20 protein-coding genes and 1 pseudogene are annotated in these 18,285 nt (G+C 67.0%); 4 read left to right on the top strand and 17 right to left on the bottom strand.

The genetic code is table 11. The features are described from left to right. Window positions 1-105 (top strand): annotated as a pseudogene (locus tag B9Y64_RS22620) (IS110 family transposase); the annotation flags it as partial. Window positions 106-544: 439 nt separating this feature from the next. On the opposite strand, the gene B9Y64_RS19710 reads toward B9Y64_RS22620, so the two are convergent. The 4 genes from B9Y64_RS19710 to B9Y64_RS19695 all read right to left on the bottom strand — a co-directional run bounded on the left by B9Y64_RS19710 (window position 545) and on the right by B9Y64_RS19695 (window position 4,939). Beyond that, window positions 545-2,254, bottom strand: a complete 1,710-nt coding sequence (locus tag B9Y64_RS19710) for a sensor domain-containing diguanylate cyclase (protein WP_100442095.1) — start codon at window positions 2,252-2,254, stop codon at window positions 545-547. Window positions 2,255-2,454: 200 nt separating this feature from the next. Continuing rightward, complete coding sequence (locus B9Y64_RS19705; RefSeq protein WP_157804546.1) at window positions 2,455-3,639, bottom strand: M23 family metallopeptidase; 1,185 nt, start codon at window positions 3,637-3,639, stop codon at window positions 2,455-2,457. Window position 3,640: 1 nt separating this feature from the next. Continuing rightward, window positions 3,641-4,222, bottom strand: coding sequence for an AprI/Inh family metalloprotease inhibitor (locus B9Y64_RS19700; protein ID WP_100442093.1), 582 nt, complete (start codon window positions 4,220-4,222; stop codon window positions 3,641-3,643). A 72-nt stretch (window positions 4,223-4,294) separates the two neighbouring features. Then, the gene (locus tag B9Y64_RS19695; RefSeq protein WP_100442092.1) at window positions 4,295-4,939 is read right to left on the bottom strand and encodes a TetR/AcrR family transcriptional regulator; all 645 of its coding nucleotides are present in this window, start codon (window positions 4,937-4,939) and stop codon (window positions 4,295-4,297) included. A 123-nt stretch (window positions 4,940-5,062) separates the two neighbouring features. Between B9Y64_RS19695 and B9Y64_RS19690 the strand changes: the two genes are divergently transcribed. Beyond that, window positions 5,063-7,351 (top strand): TonB-dependent receptor, encoded by a 2,289-nt coding sequence (locus B9Y64_RS19690; protein ID WP_202909088.1) that lies wholly within the window; start codon window positions 5,063-5,065, stop codon window positions 7,349-7,351. Window positions 7,352-7,368: 17 nt separating this feature from the next. Beyond that, window positions 7,369-8,265, top strand: coding sequence for a tyrosine-protein phosphatase (locus tag B9Y64_RS19685; protein WP_100442090.1), 897 nt, complete (start codon window positions 7,369-7,371; stop codon window positions 8,263-8,265). A gap of 100 nt (window positions 8,266-8,365) precedes the next feature. On the opposite strand, the gene B9Y64_RS19680 is transcribed toward B9Y64_RS19685, so the two are convergent. The 4 genes from B9Y64_RS19680 to B9Y64_RS19665 all read right to left on the bottom strand — a co-directional run bounded on the left by B9Y64_RS19680 (window position 8,366) and on the right by B9Y64_RS19665 (window position 12,118). Further along, the gene (locus tag B9Y64_RS19680; protein WP_100442089.1) at window positions 8,366-8,623 is read right to left on the bottom strand and encodes a hypothetical protein; all 258 of its coding nucleotides are present in this window, start codon (window positions 8,621-8,623) and stop codon (window positions 8,366-8,368) included. Next, window positions 8,620-9,972 (bottom strand): hypothetical protein, encoded by a 1,353-nt coding sequence (locus tag B9Y64_RS19675; RefSeq protein ID WP_100442088.1) that lies wholly within the window; start codon window positions 9,970-9,972, stop codon window positions 8,620-8,622. The genes B9Y64_RS19680 and B9Y64_RS19675 overlap by 4 nt, the downstream gene beginning before the upstream one ends. Before the next feature lie 20 nt (window positions 9,973-9,992). Beyond that, window positions 9,993-11,132: an SPFH domain-containing protein gene (locus tag B9Y64_RS19670; protein WP_014647262.1), complete on the bottom strand. Its 1,140-nt coding sequence runs from the start codon at window positions 11,130-11,132 to the stop codon at window positions 9,993-9,995. Window positions 11,133-11,233: 101 nt separating this feature from the next. Next, window positions 11,234-12,118: an NAD(P)-dependent oxidoreductase gene (locus B9Y64_RS19665; protein WP_100442087.1), complete on the bottom strand. Its 885-nt coding sequence runs from the start codon at window positions 12,116-12,118 to the stop codon at window positions 11,234-11,236. 416 nt (window positions 12,119-12,534) lie between these two features. Between B9Y64_RS19665 and B9Y64_RS19660 the strand changes: the two genes are divergently transcribed. After that, window positions 12,535-14,028 carry a helix-turn-helix domain-containing protein gene (locus B9Y64_RS19660; RefSeq protein WP_100442086.1) on the top strand — a complete coding sequence of 498 codons (1,494 nt, stop codon included), beginning with the start codon at window positions 12,535-12,537 and terminating at the stop codon, window positions 14,026-14,028. 59 nt (window positions 14,029-14,087) lie between these two features. Here B9Y64_RS19660 and B9Y64_RS19655 read toward each other — a convergent pair whose 3' ends face one another. The 9 genes from B9Y64_RS19655 to B9Y64_RS19615 all read right to left on the bottom strand — a co-directional run bounded on the left by B9Y64_RS19655 (window position 14,088) and on the right by B9Y64_RS19615 (window position 18,152). After that, window positions 14,088-14,324 (bottom strand): hypothetical protein, encoded by a 237-nt coding sequence (locus B9Y64_RS19655; RefSeq protein WP_100442085.1) that lies wholly within the window; start codon window positions 14,322-14,324, stop codon window positions 14,088-14,090. 206 nt (window positions 14,325-14,530) lie between these two features. Further along, window positions 14,531-15,610 (bottom strand): hypothetical protein, encoded by a 1,080-nt coding sequence (locus B9Y64_RS19650; RefSeq protein ID WP_100442084.1) that lies wholly within the window; start codon window positions 15,608-15,610, stop codon window positions 14,531-14,533. A gap of 20 nt (window positions 15,611-15,630) precedes the next feature. Continuing rightward, window positions 15,631-15,978 carry a hypothetical protein gene (locus B9Y64_RS19645; RefSeq protein ID WP_100442083.1) on the bottom strand — a complete coding sequence of 116 codons (348 nt, stop codon included), beginning with the start codon at window positions 15,976-15,978 and terminating at the stop codon, window positions 15,631-15,633. 47 nt (window positions 15,979-16,025) lie between these two features. Then, on the bottom strand, window positions 16,026-16,619 hold the full coding sequence (locus tag B9Y64_RS19640) for a RebB family R body protein (protein WP_100442082.1): 594 nt from the start codon (window positions 16,617-16,619) through the stop codon (window positions 16,026-16,028). Further along, window positions 16,616-16,852, bottom strand: coding sequence for a RebB family R body protein (locus B9Y64_RS19635; protein ID WP_100442081.1), 237 nt, complete (start codon window positions 16,850-16,852; stop codon window positions 16,616-16,618). Before B9Y64_RS19635 ends, B9Y64_RS19640 begins: the two co-directional genes overlap by 4 nt. Window positions 16,853-16,922: 70 nt before the next feature. Then, the gene (locus B9Y64_RS19630) at window positions 16,923-17,195 is read right to left on the bottom strand and encodes a RebB family R body protein (protein WP_005416651.1); all 273 of its coding nucleotides are present in this window, start codon (window positions 17,193-17,195) and stop codon (window positions 16,923-16,925) included. A gap of 60 nt (window positions 17,196-17,255) precedes the next feature. Continuing rightward, the gene (locus B9Y64_RS19625; protein ID WP_006446865.1) at window positions 17,256-17,522 is read right to left on the bottom strand and encodes a RebB family R body protein; all 267 of its coding nucleotides are present in this window, start codon (window positions 17,520-17,522) and stop codon (window positions 17,256-17,258) included. Window positions 17,523-17,548: 26 nt separating this feature from the next. After that, window positions 17,549-17,818 (bottom strand): RebB family R body protein, encoded by a 270-nt coding sequence (locus B9Y64_RS19620; protein WP_005416649.1) that lies wholly within the window; start codon window positions 17,816-17,818, stop codon window positions 17,549-17,551. 43 nt (window positions 17,819-17,861) lie between these two features. Beyond that, window positions 17,862-18,152 (bottom strand): RebB family R body protein, encoded by a 291-nt coding sequence (locus tag B9Y64_RS19615; protein ID WP_049445059.1) that lies wholly within the window; start codon window positions 18,150-18,152, stop codon window positions 17,862-17,864. Window positions 18,153-18,285 lie beyond the last annotated feature (133 nt).

Here is an 18,285-nt window from a genome sequence, read left to right as displayed (position 1 = left end):
CTGGCCAGAAAGCTGGCCAGGATTGCCTGGGGCGTCTTCAAGAGCGGCCGGGAGTTCGATCCGACCATGCTGAAAGTGGGTCAAGCCTGCTTCCAGCAGGCTTGATCTCGAACATAGGATCTCGGCTCTACACGGGCAGTGGCGGCGGAGCAGGGCCACGCTCGCTGTCGTACCTGTAGAGCCGAGCCCATGCTCGGCTGCTCTCCGGTCGGTCCACCATGAACCCCGCGCGGCGCGCAGCAAGCCGAGCATGGGCTCGGCTCTACACGGGCAGTGGCGGCGGAGTAGGGCCATGCTCGCTGCCGCACCTGTAGAGCCGAGCCCATGCTCGGCTGCTCTCCGGTCGGTCCACCATGAACCCTGCGCTGCGCGCAGCAAGCCGAGCATGGGCTCGGCTCTACACGGGCAGTGGCGGCGGAGTAGGGCCATGCTCGCTGCCGCACCTGTAGAGCCGAGCCATGCTCGGCTGCTCTCCGTTCAGTCCACCATGAACCCGCGCTGCGCGCAGCAAGCCGAGCATGGGCTCGGCTCTACACGGGCAGCCTCAGGATGCCGGCCGCGGATGCGTGCGCACGCGTGCGCGTTCGCGGTACAGCCGGCTGTCGGCACGCTGGAGGGTGTCGGCCACCGACTCGCCCGGCGCATGGTGGGTCGCACCCAGCGAGAACGGCGTGGGTGACCGCCCGGCCTGCTGGACATACCACTGCTCCAGCGTGGCCAACCGGCCCGGCGCCGGCGCGGTCAGCACCACCATGAACTCGTCGCCGCCCATCCGCACCACATGTTCCGCGGTACCCAGCGGAGCGCGCAGGAATGCGGCGAACTCTGCCAGCACGGTGTCGCCACGCGCATGACCCTGGGTGTCGTTGATCTGCTTGAAATGATCGAGATCGAACATCAGGCAGGCCCATGCCTGGTCGCCCAGTTCGTCCAGGCGGGGCAGGAAGCGGCGGTTGTAGCTCTGGGTGAGGGGGTCCTTGAACGACATCTCGCGAAGTTGCTGTTCCTGCATGCGCAGCGCCGTTACGTCCTGCGCATGGCCCAGCACATAGGGAGGATTGGCCTCGCCGTCGAGCACGTTGTGATACGCCCAGAAGTGGCGGGTGCCATCGGCGGCGATGAGTTCGATCACGCCGGCATCGGTGTGGTTGACCGTGATGCGTGCGAGATATGCCTTGAAGGCGGCATGCTTCTCCGGTGGCATCAGGTCACACAGGCTGCGCCCGATCATCTGGCCCTCATCGAAACCCAGCGACTGCACGGCCGCCGGGTTCACCGATGTCAGCACGCCTTCCAGCGTATGCGTGCAGATCAGGCCCAGGCTGTAATGGAACAGCCGCCGGTAGCGTGTCTCGCTCGCCTCCAGCGCATCCAGTGCGGCGCGCTCTTCGGTGATGTCCTGGATCGCACCCACCAGGCGCGGATGGCCATCCACCTGCTGGCGGCCGCCGACGACGCGGGTCCAGATGCTGCGCCCGTCGGCCGTGGTCATCGGCAGCTGCACCTCCCAGGAGGCGCCCTCGTCGATGCAGCGCTGCACGGCCGTGCGGATGATGCTCCGGCTGTCCTCGCGATAGAACGACAGGGCCGTTTCCAGCGTGGGCTGGTAATTGGCACGCACGCCGTGGATCAGCTTGGTCTCGCGTGTCCAGCGCACCTCGTTGCTGACCAGGTCCAGCTCCCAGCCGCCGACGCGTGCGGCGCGATTGGTGCGCTCCAGGAAATCCTCGCTGCGCTTCAGCTCACGATGCAGTGCCTTGGCCTGGCCGACCTGTGCCAGCAGCGTGCTGCGCTGTTCCAGCACCTGGGTAGTGACCCGGGCCAGGTGCACCATCAGCTCGCGCTGCGATGGCGACAGCACGCCCGGCATGGCATCGAGCAGGCACAGCGTTCCGATGCGCGCGCCATGCGCCGAGCCCAGCGAGATGCCGGCGTAGTGGCGGATGCGCGGGCCGCCGGTCACCAGCGGATTGGTGGAAAAACGAGGGTCCTGGCGTGCATCGGGAATCTCGAAAAGTTCGTCCTGGCGGATCGCATGGGTGCAGAACGAGATCTCGCGGGCCGTCTCGCTGACGCCCTCCAGACCGATGTTGGCCTTGAACCACTGGCGCTCGTCGGCCACGACCGAGATCAGCGCCATGGTCATGCCGGTCGCTGCGCGGGCCGCGGCGACGATCGCATCGAACACCGGCTCGGGCGGTGTATCGAGCAGGCTGAGTCTGTCGATTTCAAGCAGTCGGTCGGCTTCGTCCATGGCGCGTGGCGTGGCTGGGGGCGAGGGCAGTAACGGCTGGCGTCGGCGTCACGCTACACCAGCAGGTGTTATCTATCGCCACGGAAGGGTGATGCGGGTGTGAGTCCTGGCCGGCCCTGTGATCGGACTCACACATTGCCGATCGCGGGCGTTGCCGGATCGGGGTCGCGCACCGCCCACGCAGCTGTGTGCGGCGGTTTTCAGAAACCGATCACAACATCGTTGAGTGGCAGTTCTTGCTGGCGAAGCTGTGCGGGCGGGGCCGTCCAAGACTCTCCCTGGCCGAACAGCTGCGCCTCGGTTTCGGGGCCGAAATACTGGAACTGATCGAAGACGTAGGGGATGCCCTCCGAGCCTTCGAAGCGGACGCCGTTGGACAGCTGGAAATGCAGATGCGGCGCTGCGGAGTTGCCCGACTGGCCGAGCGCTCCCAGCACCTGGCCGCGCTGCACGCGCTGGCCGGGCTTCACCTTGATGCTGCCCTTGCGCAGATGGGCGTAGCTGGCGAATACCCCCGGCGAAATCTCCAGCACCACATAATTGCCGAACAGGCCGTGGCTGGTCAGCGAGGCTGGCTCGGGCTGTGGGGTCAGGGGGCGATGCTCCGGCTCGCCGTCGCGGACATCGCGGACCACACCGTCGGCCACGGCCAGTACCGGTGCGGCATAGCCCACCCAATCCTGGTGGCGCGTGTCCTGCAGGTGCGCGGGAGCGGCATGCACCGCACGGCCCTGTGCATCCACGCCGACCAGATCGAGCGCGAACCGCTGCGGGATGGTCAGCGCACCGTTCACCGCCACCAGGCTTCCCCAATGGTGCGACTGCGCGGCGCCCGGGCCCTCATGGGCCAGCCAGCGGCCGCCGCGCAGCGGTGGCCCGAGCACCGGCAGCGGCTGGGTGCCGACGTTGACCGGGGTGCCATCAAGCGTGGTGATTCCGGCTTTTTCCGTGGCGAAATCGATGTGGTGGCGGAGCACAAGGGGGATCGGTGCATCAGCGGGCAGCGTCAGCCAGAGGAACAGGACCAGGCGCTTGCCGGCAGCGATGGACGGCGGCGCGCCCTCGGCAGCGGCGGGGCGAGCCCACGCGGACAGCGCCGCGCCATCCAGGTTCAACAGCGGTGCGTCTGAGGTGTCGGCGAGCACCTGCAGCCGCTGCGGAACCAGCGTGCCGGTGTCGCCATAGAAATTGCTGATGTGCAGTTCGTAGGCAAGATGGCGTGCGCCGTCACTGCCGGTGAACGGTGCAGGTGCGAACGGTATGCGCGCTTCGACAGGTGCCAACGGCGGCGTTGCAACGGTGGCGGCGCTGACCAGCGCGCCGGGCAGCAGTGCAGCCAGCAGCAGCCAGGGGCCGATGCCAAGCGGGTTGCGTGGAGAGGGCACTTCAACGCTCCTTGGGATTGAGATACAGGCGTGCCCCATCCGATTCACGGTAGCCGGTCCAACGCCCGCCTCCGGATGCGCGGAAGCGCCCGAATACGGTGTTGCTGGTATCGGTCAGCAGCAGCTGGTTGCCCGACAGCACCCAGCGGTTGGCGGAGAAGAAGCCATCCGGGCAACCGGCAGGCACATAGGCACTATAGCCGCCGAACCACGCCGTGTTCTTCAGCTCGATGGTGCAGTTGCTGCCATTCTCCTGGCCCAGTGTCCAGCTGCCGACCAGATCGCTGTCGCGCACATCGCGGCCGCCGTGCCGACGGTCATGGCCCCAGTCGTCGTTGTCGTGAAAACCGAAGCCCACGTCGATGCCTTTGCTTTCGCTGCGAGACTCGGACTGCGAGGTTCCGCTGGTGGTGGTCTGCGTGGTCATCGAGCCACTGTTCCGGGTCTGGGTGCTGCTCGATTGTGTGGCCTGGTCGGTGCGGGTGGCCTGTTGGCCGAAGCCGAGCGAGGCGTCCTGGGCCAGGGCAGGCAGGGCCAGGCAGCACAGCGCGGCCAGGCAGGTACGGGCAAGCGCGGCAGCCATCGCAGGATCCTCGGCAGGTGGGACCGCGCGAGTATCGAACCGGCAGGGCGGGAGACGGCGTGATGGCGCGCCTCAATCGGCCATCACCCGCCCAATGGCATCGGCCAGCAGGGTACGTACCCGGGCCGGCGGAAGATCCGGGTCGCGCACCGCGCGCATGGCCAGGCCCTCCACCAGCAGCCGCAGCAGCAGGGTGCGCGCGGCGATGCGCTCCTCGTCGACCGGCCTGCCCAGGCCCATGTCGCGCTGGCGCAGCCAGGCATGGATCGCGTTGCTGGTCTGTTGGTCGTGCGTGCGCAGCACCTGCGCCAGCACCGGGTCGCGGTGTGCTTCGGCGTTGATTTCCGCGTACAGCGCCACGCTGGCGATGGCATTGCCGTGGATCGGCAGCACTTCGCCGCGCGCCCATTGCTGGTAGCACTCCAACAGCCCGTCGACCAGATCGGATGCCGCCGGCATCGCGCTGATCGAAGCCTGGTCGTGGCGCAGCTGGCGCTCGATCAGGGCCAGGATCAAGGCGCGCTTGTTGGCGAAATAGCGGTACATCAGCCCCTGGCTGATCTCGGCCTCGGCGGCGATTTCGCCGATGGAACCGGCATGGAAGCCGCGGGTGATGAAGCACTTCTGGGCGGCATCGAGGATGCGCCGGCGCTGGGCCTCGGCATGGGCGGCAGCGGGATCTTCGGTGGTCGGGGCGAGGGCGGATTTCGGCGTCATTGCGTGCGGTCAGGGCGTCCAGAGGCGGGATAGTACGTCACAAAAGCTGTGAATGAACGGTCATTCATTTGTAATTCCCGCCTCCCAGACTGCGTCGGCCTTCTCCTTCCGCGAATGAGTCCGATGCGCCACGCCACGCTGCACCGCCCGTTGCTCGCCCTCGCCATCGCCGCCGCTCTGCCGGCGCTGGCCCATGCCGAAGACAGTTCTGGTGCCGACGCCAGCGCGTCCGCCGATGCAGCACGCACCGTGGTCGCCCTCGACCAGGTGATGGTGACCGCACAGAAGCGCGCCACCAACCTGCAGGAGACGCCGATCTCGGTGTCGGTGGTCGATGCCGAAGCGCTGAAGGACCGCAGCGCGATTTCGCTCGGCAGCCTGTCCGATGGCTCCATCCCCTCGCTGCGGGTCACGCCGTTCGCCACCCGTAGTTCTGCACTGAATATCGGCATCCGTGGCATCGGTGCCTCCGGCGACGCCAACCAGCCGGCGCGCGATGCCGGCGTCGGCATCTACGTCGACGGCGTGTTCATGGGCCGCGCGCAGGGCCTGGGCAGCATGCTCTACGACGTGGAGCGCATCGAAGTGCTGAAGGGCCCGCAGGGCACGCTGTTCGGCCGCAATACCGAGGGCGGCGCGGTGAGCATCGTGACCAGGGCGCCGACCGGCGAGTTTGGTGGCAGCGTCAGCGCAGGGGTGTCCAACTTCAGTGGCTACAACAGCGCGCTGCACCTGGACCTGCCCAAGGTGGGCGATGTCAGCTTCAAGATCGATGCCGTGCAGGCCCGGCGCGGTGGCACCACCGACAACCCGATGCGCGGTGAGCGTGACTTCAACAGCTACGACAAGCGCGGCGCACGCCTGAGCGCGCTGTGGCAGCCGAGCGATGACTTCTCCCTGTTGTACGCCTTCGACCGCTCCTACGACGCCACCACGCCGTACCACACCCAGGTGCTGGTGCCCGGCGCCTACCTCAGCCCGCTGCAGAAGGCCGGTGCCAGCCTGGACCGCCGCGACAGCGCGATCCTGGGCGGACCGCAGGAAGACAACATCGGCCGCACCAGTGGCCATCTGCTGAACCTGTCGTGGGTGTTGAACGAGAACCTGGAACTGAAGTCGATCAGTTCCTACCGCGAACTGACCCAGGGCCAGTTCGACATGGGCCTGGTCGATGCGATATCGGCCTATGGTGGTGCCGGCACGCCGTTCGGGCGCTACAGCCTGGCGCAGGTCTACCAACACCAGTACAGCCAGGAATTCCAGCTGATCGGAAACACCTCGCAGGTGCAGTTCCTCGGCGGTGCCTTCTACTATCACGAGACTGCCGGCGACAATGCGCAGACCCCGAACATGCTGGTCTGGGGGCCGGGTGGCAACAGCTACACGGTGAACCCGGCGACCAATCCACTGGATCTCTCGCGGGTGCGCATCGATCGCGCCAGCAAGGCGTGGACCGACAGCCTGGGCGTGTTCGGACAGGCCACATGGACGCCGGAGGCACTGCAGCGCCTGCACCTGACCGCCGGCGGGCGCTACACCCGTGATGACAAGAAGGGCAGCCTGTACATCGTCAATGGCGCGGCAACGAGCCTTGCATTCAAGGACCGCTGGAGCCGCTTCGACCCGATGGTCAACATCGCCTACGACCTTGGCGAGCACGCGATGGTGTATGCCAAGTACAGCACCGGCTTCAAGGCCGGGGGTGCCAATTCGCGTTCCACCAACTACAGCGCGTTTGGTCCGGAAGAGGTGACGGCCTATGAGCTGGGCTTCAAATCGCAGTTCTGGGACAACCGTGCCCGCCTGAACCTGGCGGTATTCGATTCGACCATCGCGCACAAGCAGATGGACTTCTCGCTGCCGTTCGACCCGAACAGCGGTGAAACCCGCACCACCATGGTCACTACCAATGCACTGGGCGATGGAAAGTCGCGCGGCGCGGAGCTGGAGTTCAACGTGATGCCGGTGGACAACCTCACCCTCGGCCTCAACTACGCCTACACGAAGATCGATGCGCAGACCGCGACCGACCCCTTCGGCGCGGGCGTGCAGGTGACTGTGCAGCCGCTGCTGGCGCCGAAGAACGCGGGCAGCCTGTCGGTGGACTACCTGGTGCCGTTTGCCAACTTCTCGGCACTGAAATTCCATGTGGATGGCAACTGGTCCGATGGTTACTACACCAGCGAGTACGACCAGATGCTCACCGACAGCTCGTTCGTGGTGAATGCACGCGTGGCACTGGTGGATGTGCCGGTGAACAGCACCGGCACCACCCTGTCGTTCTCGCTGTGGGCGCGCAACCTGCTGGATGAGCAGCACCTGTTCTACAAGATCAACAGCCCGGCGCTGGGCCAGAGCGGCATCTTCAACGACCCGCGCACCTTCGGCCTGGATGTGGCCGTCAACTTCTGATTCGACTGGAGAACCCCATGAAGACCCACCACGCCAACCTTGCCCTGGCCCTGATGCTGGGCCTGTCGTCGTCCGCAACCGCGGTTGCCGCCGACGCACCGCAGGCCGTTGCCACCAAGGCGGCCGCCGCCGCCAATGTGAAGCCCGTCGCTGCCGATGCGCAGCGGGTGATCCCGCTGCAGGGCGCCTGGAATGTGCGCAGCTTCGCCGGCCTGCAGGGCCGCCACGGCCCGATTCCGGCCGATGCGTTCGTACGTACCGCCGACCTCGGCCGCCTGACCGATGCCGACCGTGACGCCCTGGCCGCCGCGGGCGTGAAGCTGGACATCGACCTGCGCACCGCCGATGAGGAAGCGCAGTCGCCGGACCTGCTGGCCAGGGACGACCGCTTCGACTACCAGCGCATTTCGCTGATGGGCACCGAGAAGATGGACCTGCAGAAGCTGATGACCAGCTTCCCGGATTCGCTGGGCGAAGCCTATGTGCAGTGGTTGGGCCACAGCCAGCCGCAGTTCAAGCAGGTGTTCCAGCGCATTGCCGCGCAGCAGGACGGCACGGTGCTGTTCCATTGCACGGCCGGCAAGGACCGCACCGGCATCATCGCCGGCCTGCTGCTGGACCTGGCCGGCGTGCCGAAGGCCGAGATCGTGCACAACTACGCGATCTCCGCGCACTACCTGGAAGGCCAGCCGAAGGACAGCGCGATGAACGCGCAGATCATGGCGCTGGTCAGGCAGAACCCGGAGATCGGCCGCAAGATGGCGGGCATGGCCGGTACCGCGCCGGACAACATGGAGCAGTTCCTGGCGGCCTTGCACAGCCAGTACGGTGGCGCGGAGGGGTACCTGAAGTCGATCGGGGTCAGCGAACAGGAGATCCAGCAGTTGAAGGTGCGGCTGGGGCAGGCCGGCTGACAGGTAGTGCCGGCCGCTGGCCGGCTCCCCTTTGACGTCCAGAGACCGAGGGAATGCCGGCCAGCGGCCGGCATTACCCTCAGCCAGGCTTGGCCTGGCTCTACTGGTCGGGCTTCACCCTGACCACCCGTTTCCGGTACTCGTACACGTTGTCACCGCGGATGCGCTTGTCCTCGGTGCCGGTAACCCTGCCCACCTGCTGGTCCGAGCCGGTGACCGGCTTGGCCTCGATGTCGGTCTCGTGCTCGAAGGAGTGCGATTTGTCGGTGTTGCGGTAATAGCGGTACAGCGCCCAGTACAGCGCGGTTGCGCCGGCCGGACCTGCCGCCAACAGCCAGAGGCCACTGTCGTCGCTCATGTCGATGCCACCAGGAAGGCTATTGCGAGGGCTTCAATGACGGTGCCGGTAGCCAGTGCCGCCAGCAGCATCTTCCATTGCTGCACGGGCACGCTGCCCATGGTTTCGCCGGTACGGCCGTTCACCGCGATGTAGTGCAGCATGCCGCCGTTCTTTCCGGGCTGGTGGTATGAGTACAGCCACACCGGCAGGTACATCGACACCCAGCGCGTGCCATGCACCTCAAGCTGCTCCTGTTCCCAGCGTACGCCTCGGTTGTAACGCTTCACCGAACCTTCCACCTGCGCGCGGGCGATCGACAGCAGCTGGTCCTCCAGCCGTGGCCGCAGCTTCTCCACATCGAGGTTGCGCTTTTCAGAGGTGAAGCCGGCCAGGTACGAGGCGTTCCATTTCACCGCGTTCTTGGTATCGAACGGCAGGATGGTGTTGATGATGTTGTTGGTGTTGGCGCGGGTATCGAGATTCCCGCGTTCGGCCGAGGATTCCAGTGGCAGGTCATCGACGGTGAAGTCGACCTGGCGCTCGATCTGGTAGACATCGGCGTCGTACAGGGTGCGCTTGTTCTTCTCGCTGCCCACCGTGTACTGCCGGGTCTGGATCTCGCCCTTGCCGGCCACGGCGGCGCTGACATTGCTGTCGACAATCATGTAGGGCAGGAACACGCCCACCACGTTCTCCGGGGTGAACTGGTCCTTGAACGCCTTCAGCGCGAACATGCGGCGCTTGTCGACGAACTGGCGGATGCGCGCGACCGCGTCGTCCTTCCTGATATGGAAGGGCAGCACCGCATCGGGCACCGCGCCGTTGGCGATCTGCTCGTTGACGCCGAACACATGGCGGCACCAATGGCAGCGTGCCGTCATCGTACTCTCGGTGTTGACCGTGACTTCAGCGCCGCAACCGGTGCATTTGAACGTCATCAGCGCCGAGGTGTCGGCATCGATGTCACGCGCGCCCGAGGCGATGACCGTACCGTGCAGCTGGTCGATGGCCTCGCCCAGCCCGAATTCCTCCTCCACCCGTGCACCGTGCCATTCGTGACGGCAGTACAGGCAGACGAGGATATCGGTGCCGGCCTTGGGCCGGATGTCGGTGGCACCGCACTTCGGGCAGCGGTTGAGGCCGTCCTTCAGCTCGCTGGCCGAGGTATCGATGGCCACAGGATCGGGCGCCTCCACTTCATCGCGGATGGCCTGTGGCAGTTTCGAAGTGTCCAGCGGGAAGCTGCCGGGCAGGGGAGGGACATCCTGCGGCGAACCGGGCCCATCCAACGACGCCGCCGGCAGGGGCGGCGGCGTCGCGGGCGCGGATCCGGGCAGCGGCGGTGGGCCGTTTCGTGGATCGGACATGTTCGTTGTGCGTCCTGCTGTTACAGGCCCAGTGCCTTGGCTTTCAGGGCGTCATAGTCGCCCTGCGTGATCAGGCCCAGGTCCAGCATTTCCTTGGCCTTCTTCAGCTTGGCCACCGGATCGTCGGCAGCCGGGGCGACCGGCTGCTGCATGCCACCGACACCGAACATGCCCGAGGCCATGCCGACACCGACCAGGCCGGCCGCACCGCCGTTCTCGCCGGCCGACTGGATGCCCTGGGCCACGCTCGCCTGCAGGTTGGAATTGCCGCGCGAACCCGACAGGGCATCGGCACGCTGCACGGTCTTCAGCAGCTCGCGGGTATTCGCGTCGTACTCGATGGAGACGATCGCGGTCTTGACGATGGCCAGGCCGCGATCGGATTTCCACTGGTAACCCTGTTCGACCGCAGCCGACAAGCTCTGCGCGAAGCCCAGCGAGTCCTGCTGCAGCTTGGTGATGCGGTTGCCCTTGCCCGGGTCGTTGGTATACAGGCTGAAGGCCGGGGCCAGCGAACCGACCACTTCATTGAACAGCTGGCTGGCGGCGGCGTTGTCCAGGTCGGTGAAGTCGAACACCTGGCCCGGCTGCAGGTAGCTGGCCGGCACGAAGTTCTTCACGAACAGGATCGGGTCGACGATCTTCAGCGTGTACGAGCCGCGCGTGACCGCACCCACCTGGGTGTTGAGGAAACCATCGTCCCAGTAGATTTCCGACTGGGTACCGAAGCGGTTGTCCGGCAGCTCCTTCAGCGATACGAAATAGGCCGCCTGCTGCGAGCCCGGCTGGCCACCGAACTTGAAGCGTTCCCAGCTCTGCTTGATGAAGGTGCTGACCAGGCCGTCACCGGCGAAGATCGACTGCGAGTTCAGATCGTCCGAACGCCACTCGTAGCCACCCGGTTCGGCGACGAACGCGGTGATCGCGCCGTCCTGGAACAGCAGCAGGCCGTAGCCTTCCGGCACGATGATCTTCGAGCCATTGGTGATGATGTTGGACGAGCCGCTGGTGTTGGAACCGCGGCCGGCGTTGGTGCCGCGCGGCACCGCTGCGAACAGGGCCGCCGTCGAGGGCAGGCCTGTCGGCACGGTGTAGAAGTCCTTCCACTGGTCGGCCAGCACACCACCGACCGCACCCTTCACCGCCTGTACCAGACCCATGTCCAACTCCCTGTGATTCGTGGGCAGGCACCATGCCTGCCGAGCTGGACTGAATATAGCAGCGGGCAGGGACCGCTGTAGTGCCGGAAGATGAATCCGGATCAGGCCCCGCCCGTGGCCGCTGGGCCGCCCCGGATCGCCTGCAGCACGGCCGCCATGTCCAGCCCGCCCAGCCCCATCTGCTGCGCCTGTGCGAACAGGGCATCGCTGGCGTCGATCAGGGGCGCCTGCATGCCCGCTTCGCGCGCGGCTGCGGCCACCAGGCCGCTGTTCTTCAGGACATCGGTGATCGAGGCCTGCACCGCGAAGTCCTGCTGGATCATCTTGTCCAGCTTGATCCGCGATACCTCGCTGGCCATCGGCCCGGCGTTGAGCACTTCGGCGAAGCGCTCCAGGGTGATGCCGTGGACCTCGGCGAAGTGCACGGCCTCGCCCAGTGCGGTGACCAGCGTGATCAGGTACAGGTTCACCGCCAGTTTCATGCGCAGCGCCGCTGGCACCTGGCCGCACGCGACGCACCGCCGGCCAAGGGGCGCAAGCAGCTGCGAGGCTTCTGCAACGTCAGCAGCGTCGCCGGCCAGCATGATGATCAGCTGCGCCGATTCCGCCTGCACCCGCGAGCCGGACACCGGTGCCTCCACATAACGCCCGCCTGCCGCGCGGATCTGTTCGCCCAGTGCCTGTGAGTAGGCCGCCGAGCTGGTGCCCATGTTGATCACCAGACGGTCTTGAACGCGCGCAGGGAAGGCCGGCGTGTTCCGGTCCAGCACGCTGTCGATGGCCTCATCGTTGGCCAGCATGAGCAGGATCGTTCTGCAGGCATCGAACACGTCCTGCCGCTGCGCGATGGGCTGCACGCCGGCGAGGGAGGCCGCTTCGTGGTTGCGACCGGAGCGGGACCAGCCCAGCACGGAGTGCCCGGCCCGCGCGAGGTGCCCCGCCATCGGCGTGCCCATCACGCCCAGGCCGATGAATCCCAATGGCATGGCAGGTTCCCGATCGTGGCAAGGCGTCCATCATGCCGCAGATCGGCAACGGGCATGTTCCGGGCAGCGCACGCGGGTCAGGATTTCCGTGCTGCATCGCAGGGGGAAGATAATCTCCGATATTCACGTGATTATCATCACGATTTTCCTGAAACTCGCTCTCGATAATCCCGGTGTCGAATGCGCCTGCCTGCGCTCGAGGAACCGGGATCCGTCCGACGTCCGCATCGTCGACCTACCGGCGGCAACCCCCTGGGGGCATGGGGGCGGACAGTGTGCACGTTCACCTGCGTGTGCTGTGGCTGGCGCGAGGCGCGGCGGGGGCGTCGCAGCATCACGCAGTGAAGCCGCACGGTACCCATTGCGCGATCACCCGCTGCAACGGCAGCGGGTTGCCATTCGAAAGGGGAGTTTCAATGCACAGGCAAGTCAGTGAGATGTTGCAGCGCGCCTATCGACCCCACCGGTCCTTGCCCGACCTGTTGGGCGCGTTCGTGAAGGAGTTCTCGCAACACCACGCGTTGCGTGGCGGCAGTGTCCATCTGCGCGGTTCCAGTGCTGGCCATCCGGACCCGGCGCCGCTGGCGGTAATGGACGACAGCACGGGCGCCAGCCAGCGCCTGCCGATCCGCTACGGTGGCGAGCTGCTGGGTGAACTGCACCTGGAAGGCGAAGAGGGCCGCCTGGATGGCAGTGCGCTGGCGTTGGGGGAACAGTTTGCGCAACGTTGCGCGCACCTGATCAAACGCTACGAAGCCAAGGCCTGGGCCGAACAGGTGCTGAGCCGGCCGCTGTTGCTGGTCGGCGCCGGTGAGGCGTTGAAGCAGATGGACGAATTCGTCGAACGCGCGGCGGCAAGCCCGCTGCCGGTACTGCTGCGCGGCGAGTTCGGTACCGAGAAAATGGAACTGGCCGCCGCCCTGCACAGTGGCGGCCCATACCGGCAGGGCCCGTTTGTCGAGGTGAACTGCGTCCATCCGCAGGGCGAAGCCTGCGACTGGTTCGCGCGCGCGCAGGGCGGAACGCTGTACTTCCATGAAGTCGACGAACTGCCGGCGCCGCTGCAGGGCCAGCTGTCACACCGCATGCGTGGGCTGCCTGCGGCCCATGCCGAAGCGCAGGCGGCCGGCCCGGCACGGGTGATCGCTTCGACCAGCGCGGACCTGGAACAACGGGTGAGGGAGAAGCAGTTCTCGCGCGCCCTGCTGGCCGGGCTGGAGTTCCTTACCGTGGATATTCCACCGCTGCGCGAACGGGTGGAGGACATCGGTGCGCTGGCGGCGCGTTCGCTGGAGCTGCATGGATTCAATCCCCACGTGCTGGGCGACGACGTGATGGAAGCACTGTGCGCGCATGATTGGCCTGGCAACCTGCTGGAGATGGAGCGGGTGGTGGTGCGGCTGGCGGTGATGACCGGTGGCCGCTGCATCCGTCGCGACGACCTGGCACGCCACGCGCCGGACCTGGCAGCCGGCCACGTCGCCAGTGTTGCCGGGCGCGCGCAGCGGGTACCGCCGCGGGTCGAGGAGGCCGCCGCTGCCGAGCCCGCGCAGCAGGACGTGCCGCGGGCTGCGCATGAAGGCCTGCACGACGGCCTGAAACGTGCGCTGGCCTATCTGAAGGACCATGCCGCCGAGCCGCTGACACTGGGCGACCTGGCTCGCCAGGCCCATGTCAGCCAGTCACACCTGGGGTTCCTGTTCCGCAGCGAGCTGGGCACGACGTTCAAGCTGCTGCTGCAGCAACTGCGCATCGAGCATGCCAAGCAGCTGCTGCGCGATGGGCAACGCCTGCGCATTACCGATGTCGCATTGCAGGTCGGCTTCGGTGACCTCAGCCACTTCGAGAAGAGCTTCCGGCGCGCGGTGGGGGTCAGCCCGCGCAGCTACCGGCGGACGCCGGACCAGTAAACGATACGCCCCGGTGCAGGCGCGGGCCTGCCCGGGGCGCAGGGTTGAAACAGCAGGCGTTACCGCGCGTTCGCTTCGGCAGCGCGCTGCACGGCCTGCTCGGCAGCTTCGTCCGCGCGGCGGGCTGCCTCGTTGGCGGCCTCGACCGCGCGTTGCGAAGCCTCCATCGCGGCGCGGATGCCCTCTTCACTGGCGGCCATTGCGGCGTCCGCGAGTTCCTGGGCGATCTCCATCGGGGTCTTGCCCGCCGGATAGGCGGGGGTGGGCTTGCCGGGAAGCGGGGTCGGGAAGGTCATCGTCGGTGCTCCTGCTGGGGATGAGGGGGGAACACCGTCGCCGCGTTCCCCCAGGATATGGCGCAATGCCGACTGCGCATCGGCAAGGATCTTCTGGGCCTGTTGCCGGGCCGCCATGCGCCCGGCGGCAACGGCCGCGCCGGCTGCCGAGGCGAGGGCCCCGGTCGCTGCCTGCACGCCATCGCCACCCGGCGCCGGAGGCGGGTTCACACCGCATCCGCCTGGTAGCCCACCTGCGCTTCATCGCCCAGGTAGCGACGGCTGCGGCGGTAGTCCTGCAGGGTGATCACATTGTCCTCCACCTGGATCAGCGCCTGCGCCCTGGAGCCATCGATCGCGAACTGCACGCTGGCACCGTCCTGGCCGAGCTGGCCACGGGAGACCGGGTGTTCGTTGAGGAAATCCTGCGCGTCGCGCAGCTGCCGCTGCACGGCCTCGCGCAAGCTGTGGTCATCCAGCAGCAGGTCCGGTTCGTTGTCGAAGCCCAACGCCATCTGCTGCGCGGCCAGGGAGATGCGCGCATAACCGATCTGCCGGTTCGCGGCCAGGCTGGCGGCGATCGCCTCGCGCACCTGCTCCGGCGACGGCAGCTGTGGCAGCTGTGGCCCGTCCAGGAAGCCGAACAGCATCGGCAGCAGCTGCTGTAGCGCGCGGGTGGCACGATTCAACCGTTGCTCGCTGCTTCCGCCACCTGCGCGCACGCGCTGGTAGAAGCGGAAGTAATCGGCAAACTCGATGGGCCGGCGCGCGTGCAGCAGGGCGAAGCGCGCGGCGTCGGCCAGATCGTCACCCGCCGCGGTGGACATTCCCACCTCACCGGCGAGCTGGTGGAGCGCCAGCGATTCACGGAAGTCCAGTTGCTGCAGCAGCGGAGCATCGGCTGCGCCGATCGAGGCCAGGAAGGGGCGGCAGGCGCCGAGTTCGCTGTTGGTGAGCAGCCGGTGCCGTGCCAGCACCCCCTGCGCCTCGCTGTGCGACAGGCGTGTCTCATCGCCAAATTCGAGGTGGCGCAGCACATCGAGATCGTTGGTGCCGAGGCTGAGCAGCTTGACTGGGCCGATCTGCAGGCCGGTGCGCGGCAACCATGCCATGCGCGAACCGTGCAGGCCCTGCTGCACTCCATCCAGCATCGTGCCCTCGTCGGAGAAGGTGTAACGGTGCTCATGGGACTCAATGGCCCACCTCAACCAGTGCTCGCCACCGTCGATGAACTGAAGGACCCGCCGGCACGATTGACTCAGCAGGTTGGCCTGGGGAATGGAACGACCGGCAATGAAAACGCTCATGCGTGGCTCTCCTGGCGGCCTCACTGGGCCGGAAAATCCTTGAGGACGTTCGCAGCGGCATTGCCGACGCGGCTGAAGTCGTCGGTGGCCCCCTGCATCATGGTCTGCGCCTGCGTGAGCACCCTCGCATACTTTTCGTCTCCCGTCGCCAGGTACTGGGCCATGGCCACGCCGGCCGCGGTGGTCGCGATGGTTGAGACATTGCGCAGGGCGTCGGCAGCATCCTGCACGGCGATCGCTGCGGACTGGGCCACCGACTGGTAGGCCTTGCCGGCCCCACTGGTCTTCACCACGGTCGCGGACATGGTGGCCGTCTGCACCTGGTTGATCACATCGATGACCTGGGCGTTGACGTTGCTCGGGTCCATACGGGCTCCTTGATGGGCGGGTGGGGCTGCTGGCGGCCTGCGCGGTGTCAGGCCCCGGCGTCAGCGTCGCCTGTGGCCGGGGAGGAGGGGGAGGAAGGGGAGTCTGGCGCGGGATCCTGGGCGGGACCTGTGGCCGGATCCGGACCGGACGAGAGGTCGGGCGCAGAACCGGGCGCGGGCGCTGCCGCCGTGCCTGCAAGCTGTTCGAGTGCATGCAGGCTGGTGGTAGCGGCCGCAGCGTCGGCAGTGGCACCGTGGGTCTGTGCCTGCAGGACGCTGATGGCGGTCTTTCCTTCTGCGGTGGCCGCGGCGATCACTGCCGCAGGCGAAGGGGGCGCCGGCACCGGCCCGGGCAGGGGGATGACCTGCGGCGGTGGCGGCGGAGGGGGCTCCGGAGCGGGCGGCGGCACCGGCCAGGGGGCATTGATCATCTTCGCGCAGGTCGCGGTGACCGCTGCGTTGCTGACCATGCCCGCTCCCTGCTGGCGCGCGACGGCGTTGTGCATGGCGGTGCCCAGTGTCTCCAGCATCACCATGTCCAGCATGCTGAAGGACTGCGCCGGCCCCTGGGCCACCAGCAGGGTCGAGGCAGCGCTGACGCTGTCGACGATCTGGCTGTTGACGGTGTTCTCACTGCTCATGACGGAACGGCTCCCTTCTGGATGATCAGGGCCAGGACCTGGGCCAGGCTTGCGCCGGCGGTCACCTGGCCGCGTTGCTGGTTGGCCACCGCGTTCTGCATTGCCAGGCCGAGGCTGTCGGCCATCGCCAGGTAAGTGGCGGACATCGCGAACGAGGGGGCCAGGGCGATCGCCATTCCGGAGCCGGTGCTGGTTGCAGCCAGCAGGTAGCCGGTGGCAGGCGATGCGGCCATCGATCAGGGGCCCGGCGTGACGCCGCCCTGAGCGGGGGCGCGGTGGTTGGCGTCACGCCGGGCCGACACGTCAGCGCAGACCCAGGATTTCGCGGGTGGCCACGCCGTTGGAGGCGGTGTCGATCGCATACAGCGTGGACACCCCCTGGGTGGTCGACGCCTGCATGGTCACGTAGGACTGCTGCTGGTTGTTGGTGGCGTTGTGCGCGGCGTTGGACAACGCCTGGCTGGTGGCCACGAACAGGTTGCCCATTGCGATGGCCGGCGCATCACCAAGCACCTTGGTGTTGACCTGCGAGACCGAATCGGTGATCTGGCTGTTGACGGCGGTGGGAAATGCCATGGTGGAAGCTCCTAGGGTGGACAGCACTACAGGAACGGAGATTGCCGGCACTCAATGGATTCAGCCGAGAATCTTCCGGGTGGCGGCGCCGGTGGCGCCGGTATCGACGGCGTAGAGCAGCGCGACGCCCATCGTGGTCGCGGCCTGCGCCGTGACATACATCTGCTGCTGGGCGAGCGTCGCGTTGTGGGCGGCATTGGCCAGCGCCTGCGCGGTGGCCTGGTACAGCGTGCCCATTGCCGTGGCAGGCGCCACGCCCAGCACCTGCAGGTTGGCCTGGCTGACCGAGTCGGTGATCTGGTCGTTGACGGCCGTGGGAAATGCCATGGCTCAGCTCCTTGCCAGCCGGCGCATCACGCGCCGAGGATCTGCTTGGTGGCCACGCCGGTGGTGGCGGTGTCGATCGAGTACAGCGTGGCCACACCCATGGTGGTGGCCGCCTGCGCCGTCACATAGGACTGCTGCTGCGCATTGGTGGCGTTGTGGGCGGCGTTGGCCAGTGCCTGTGCGGTGGCCTGGTACAGATTGCCCATGGCCACGGCGGGGGCGTCGCCCAGCACCTTGGTGTTGGCCTGGGTGACCGAATCGGTGATCTGGTCGTTTACAGCGGTCGGGAATGCCATGTCGATCTCCTTGGGGTTGGCGGGTCAGCTACGGAACGACGGATCAGGAACCCAGGCCGCGAACGCGGGTGCTGAGGATTTCCCTGCTTGCCACGGCGGTGGTCGCGGTATCGACCGAGTACAGCGTAGCCACGCCCATGGTGGTGGCCGACTGCGCGGTCACGTAGGACTGCTGCTGCGCGTTGGTGGCGTTGTGGGCGGCATTGGCCAGCGCCTGCGCGGTGGCCTGGTACAGGTTGCCCACCGCCACGGCGGGCGCGTCGCCCAGCACCTTGGTGTTGGCCTGGGTGACCGAATCGGTGATCTGGTCGTTTACCGCGGTTGGAAATGCCATGTCCTGCTCCTGCGAAAAGGTGGAAGTGCGTGGTATCCAGTGTCACGGTGCGTTGCCTGCAGCGGCCTGGGCTTCACCGTGGGGCCAGAGTAGGAAATGGCGCCGCCGCCGGATTGGCGGAATCGACGGAGAA

The organism is Stenotrophomonas maltophilia (assembly GCF_002799245.1).
Taxonomy (GTDB): Bacteria; Pseudomonadota; Gammaproteobacteria; order Xanthomonadales; family Xanthomonadaceae; genus Stenotrophomonas; species Stenotrophomonas maltophilia_S.
This window is presented reverse-complemented; position numbering and strand designations above follow the sequence as displayed.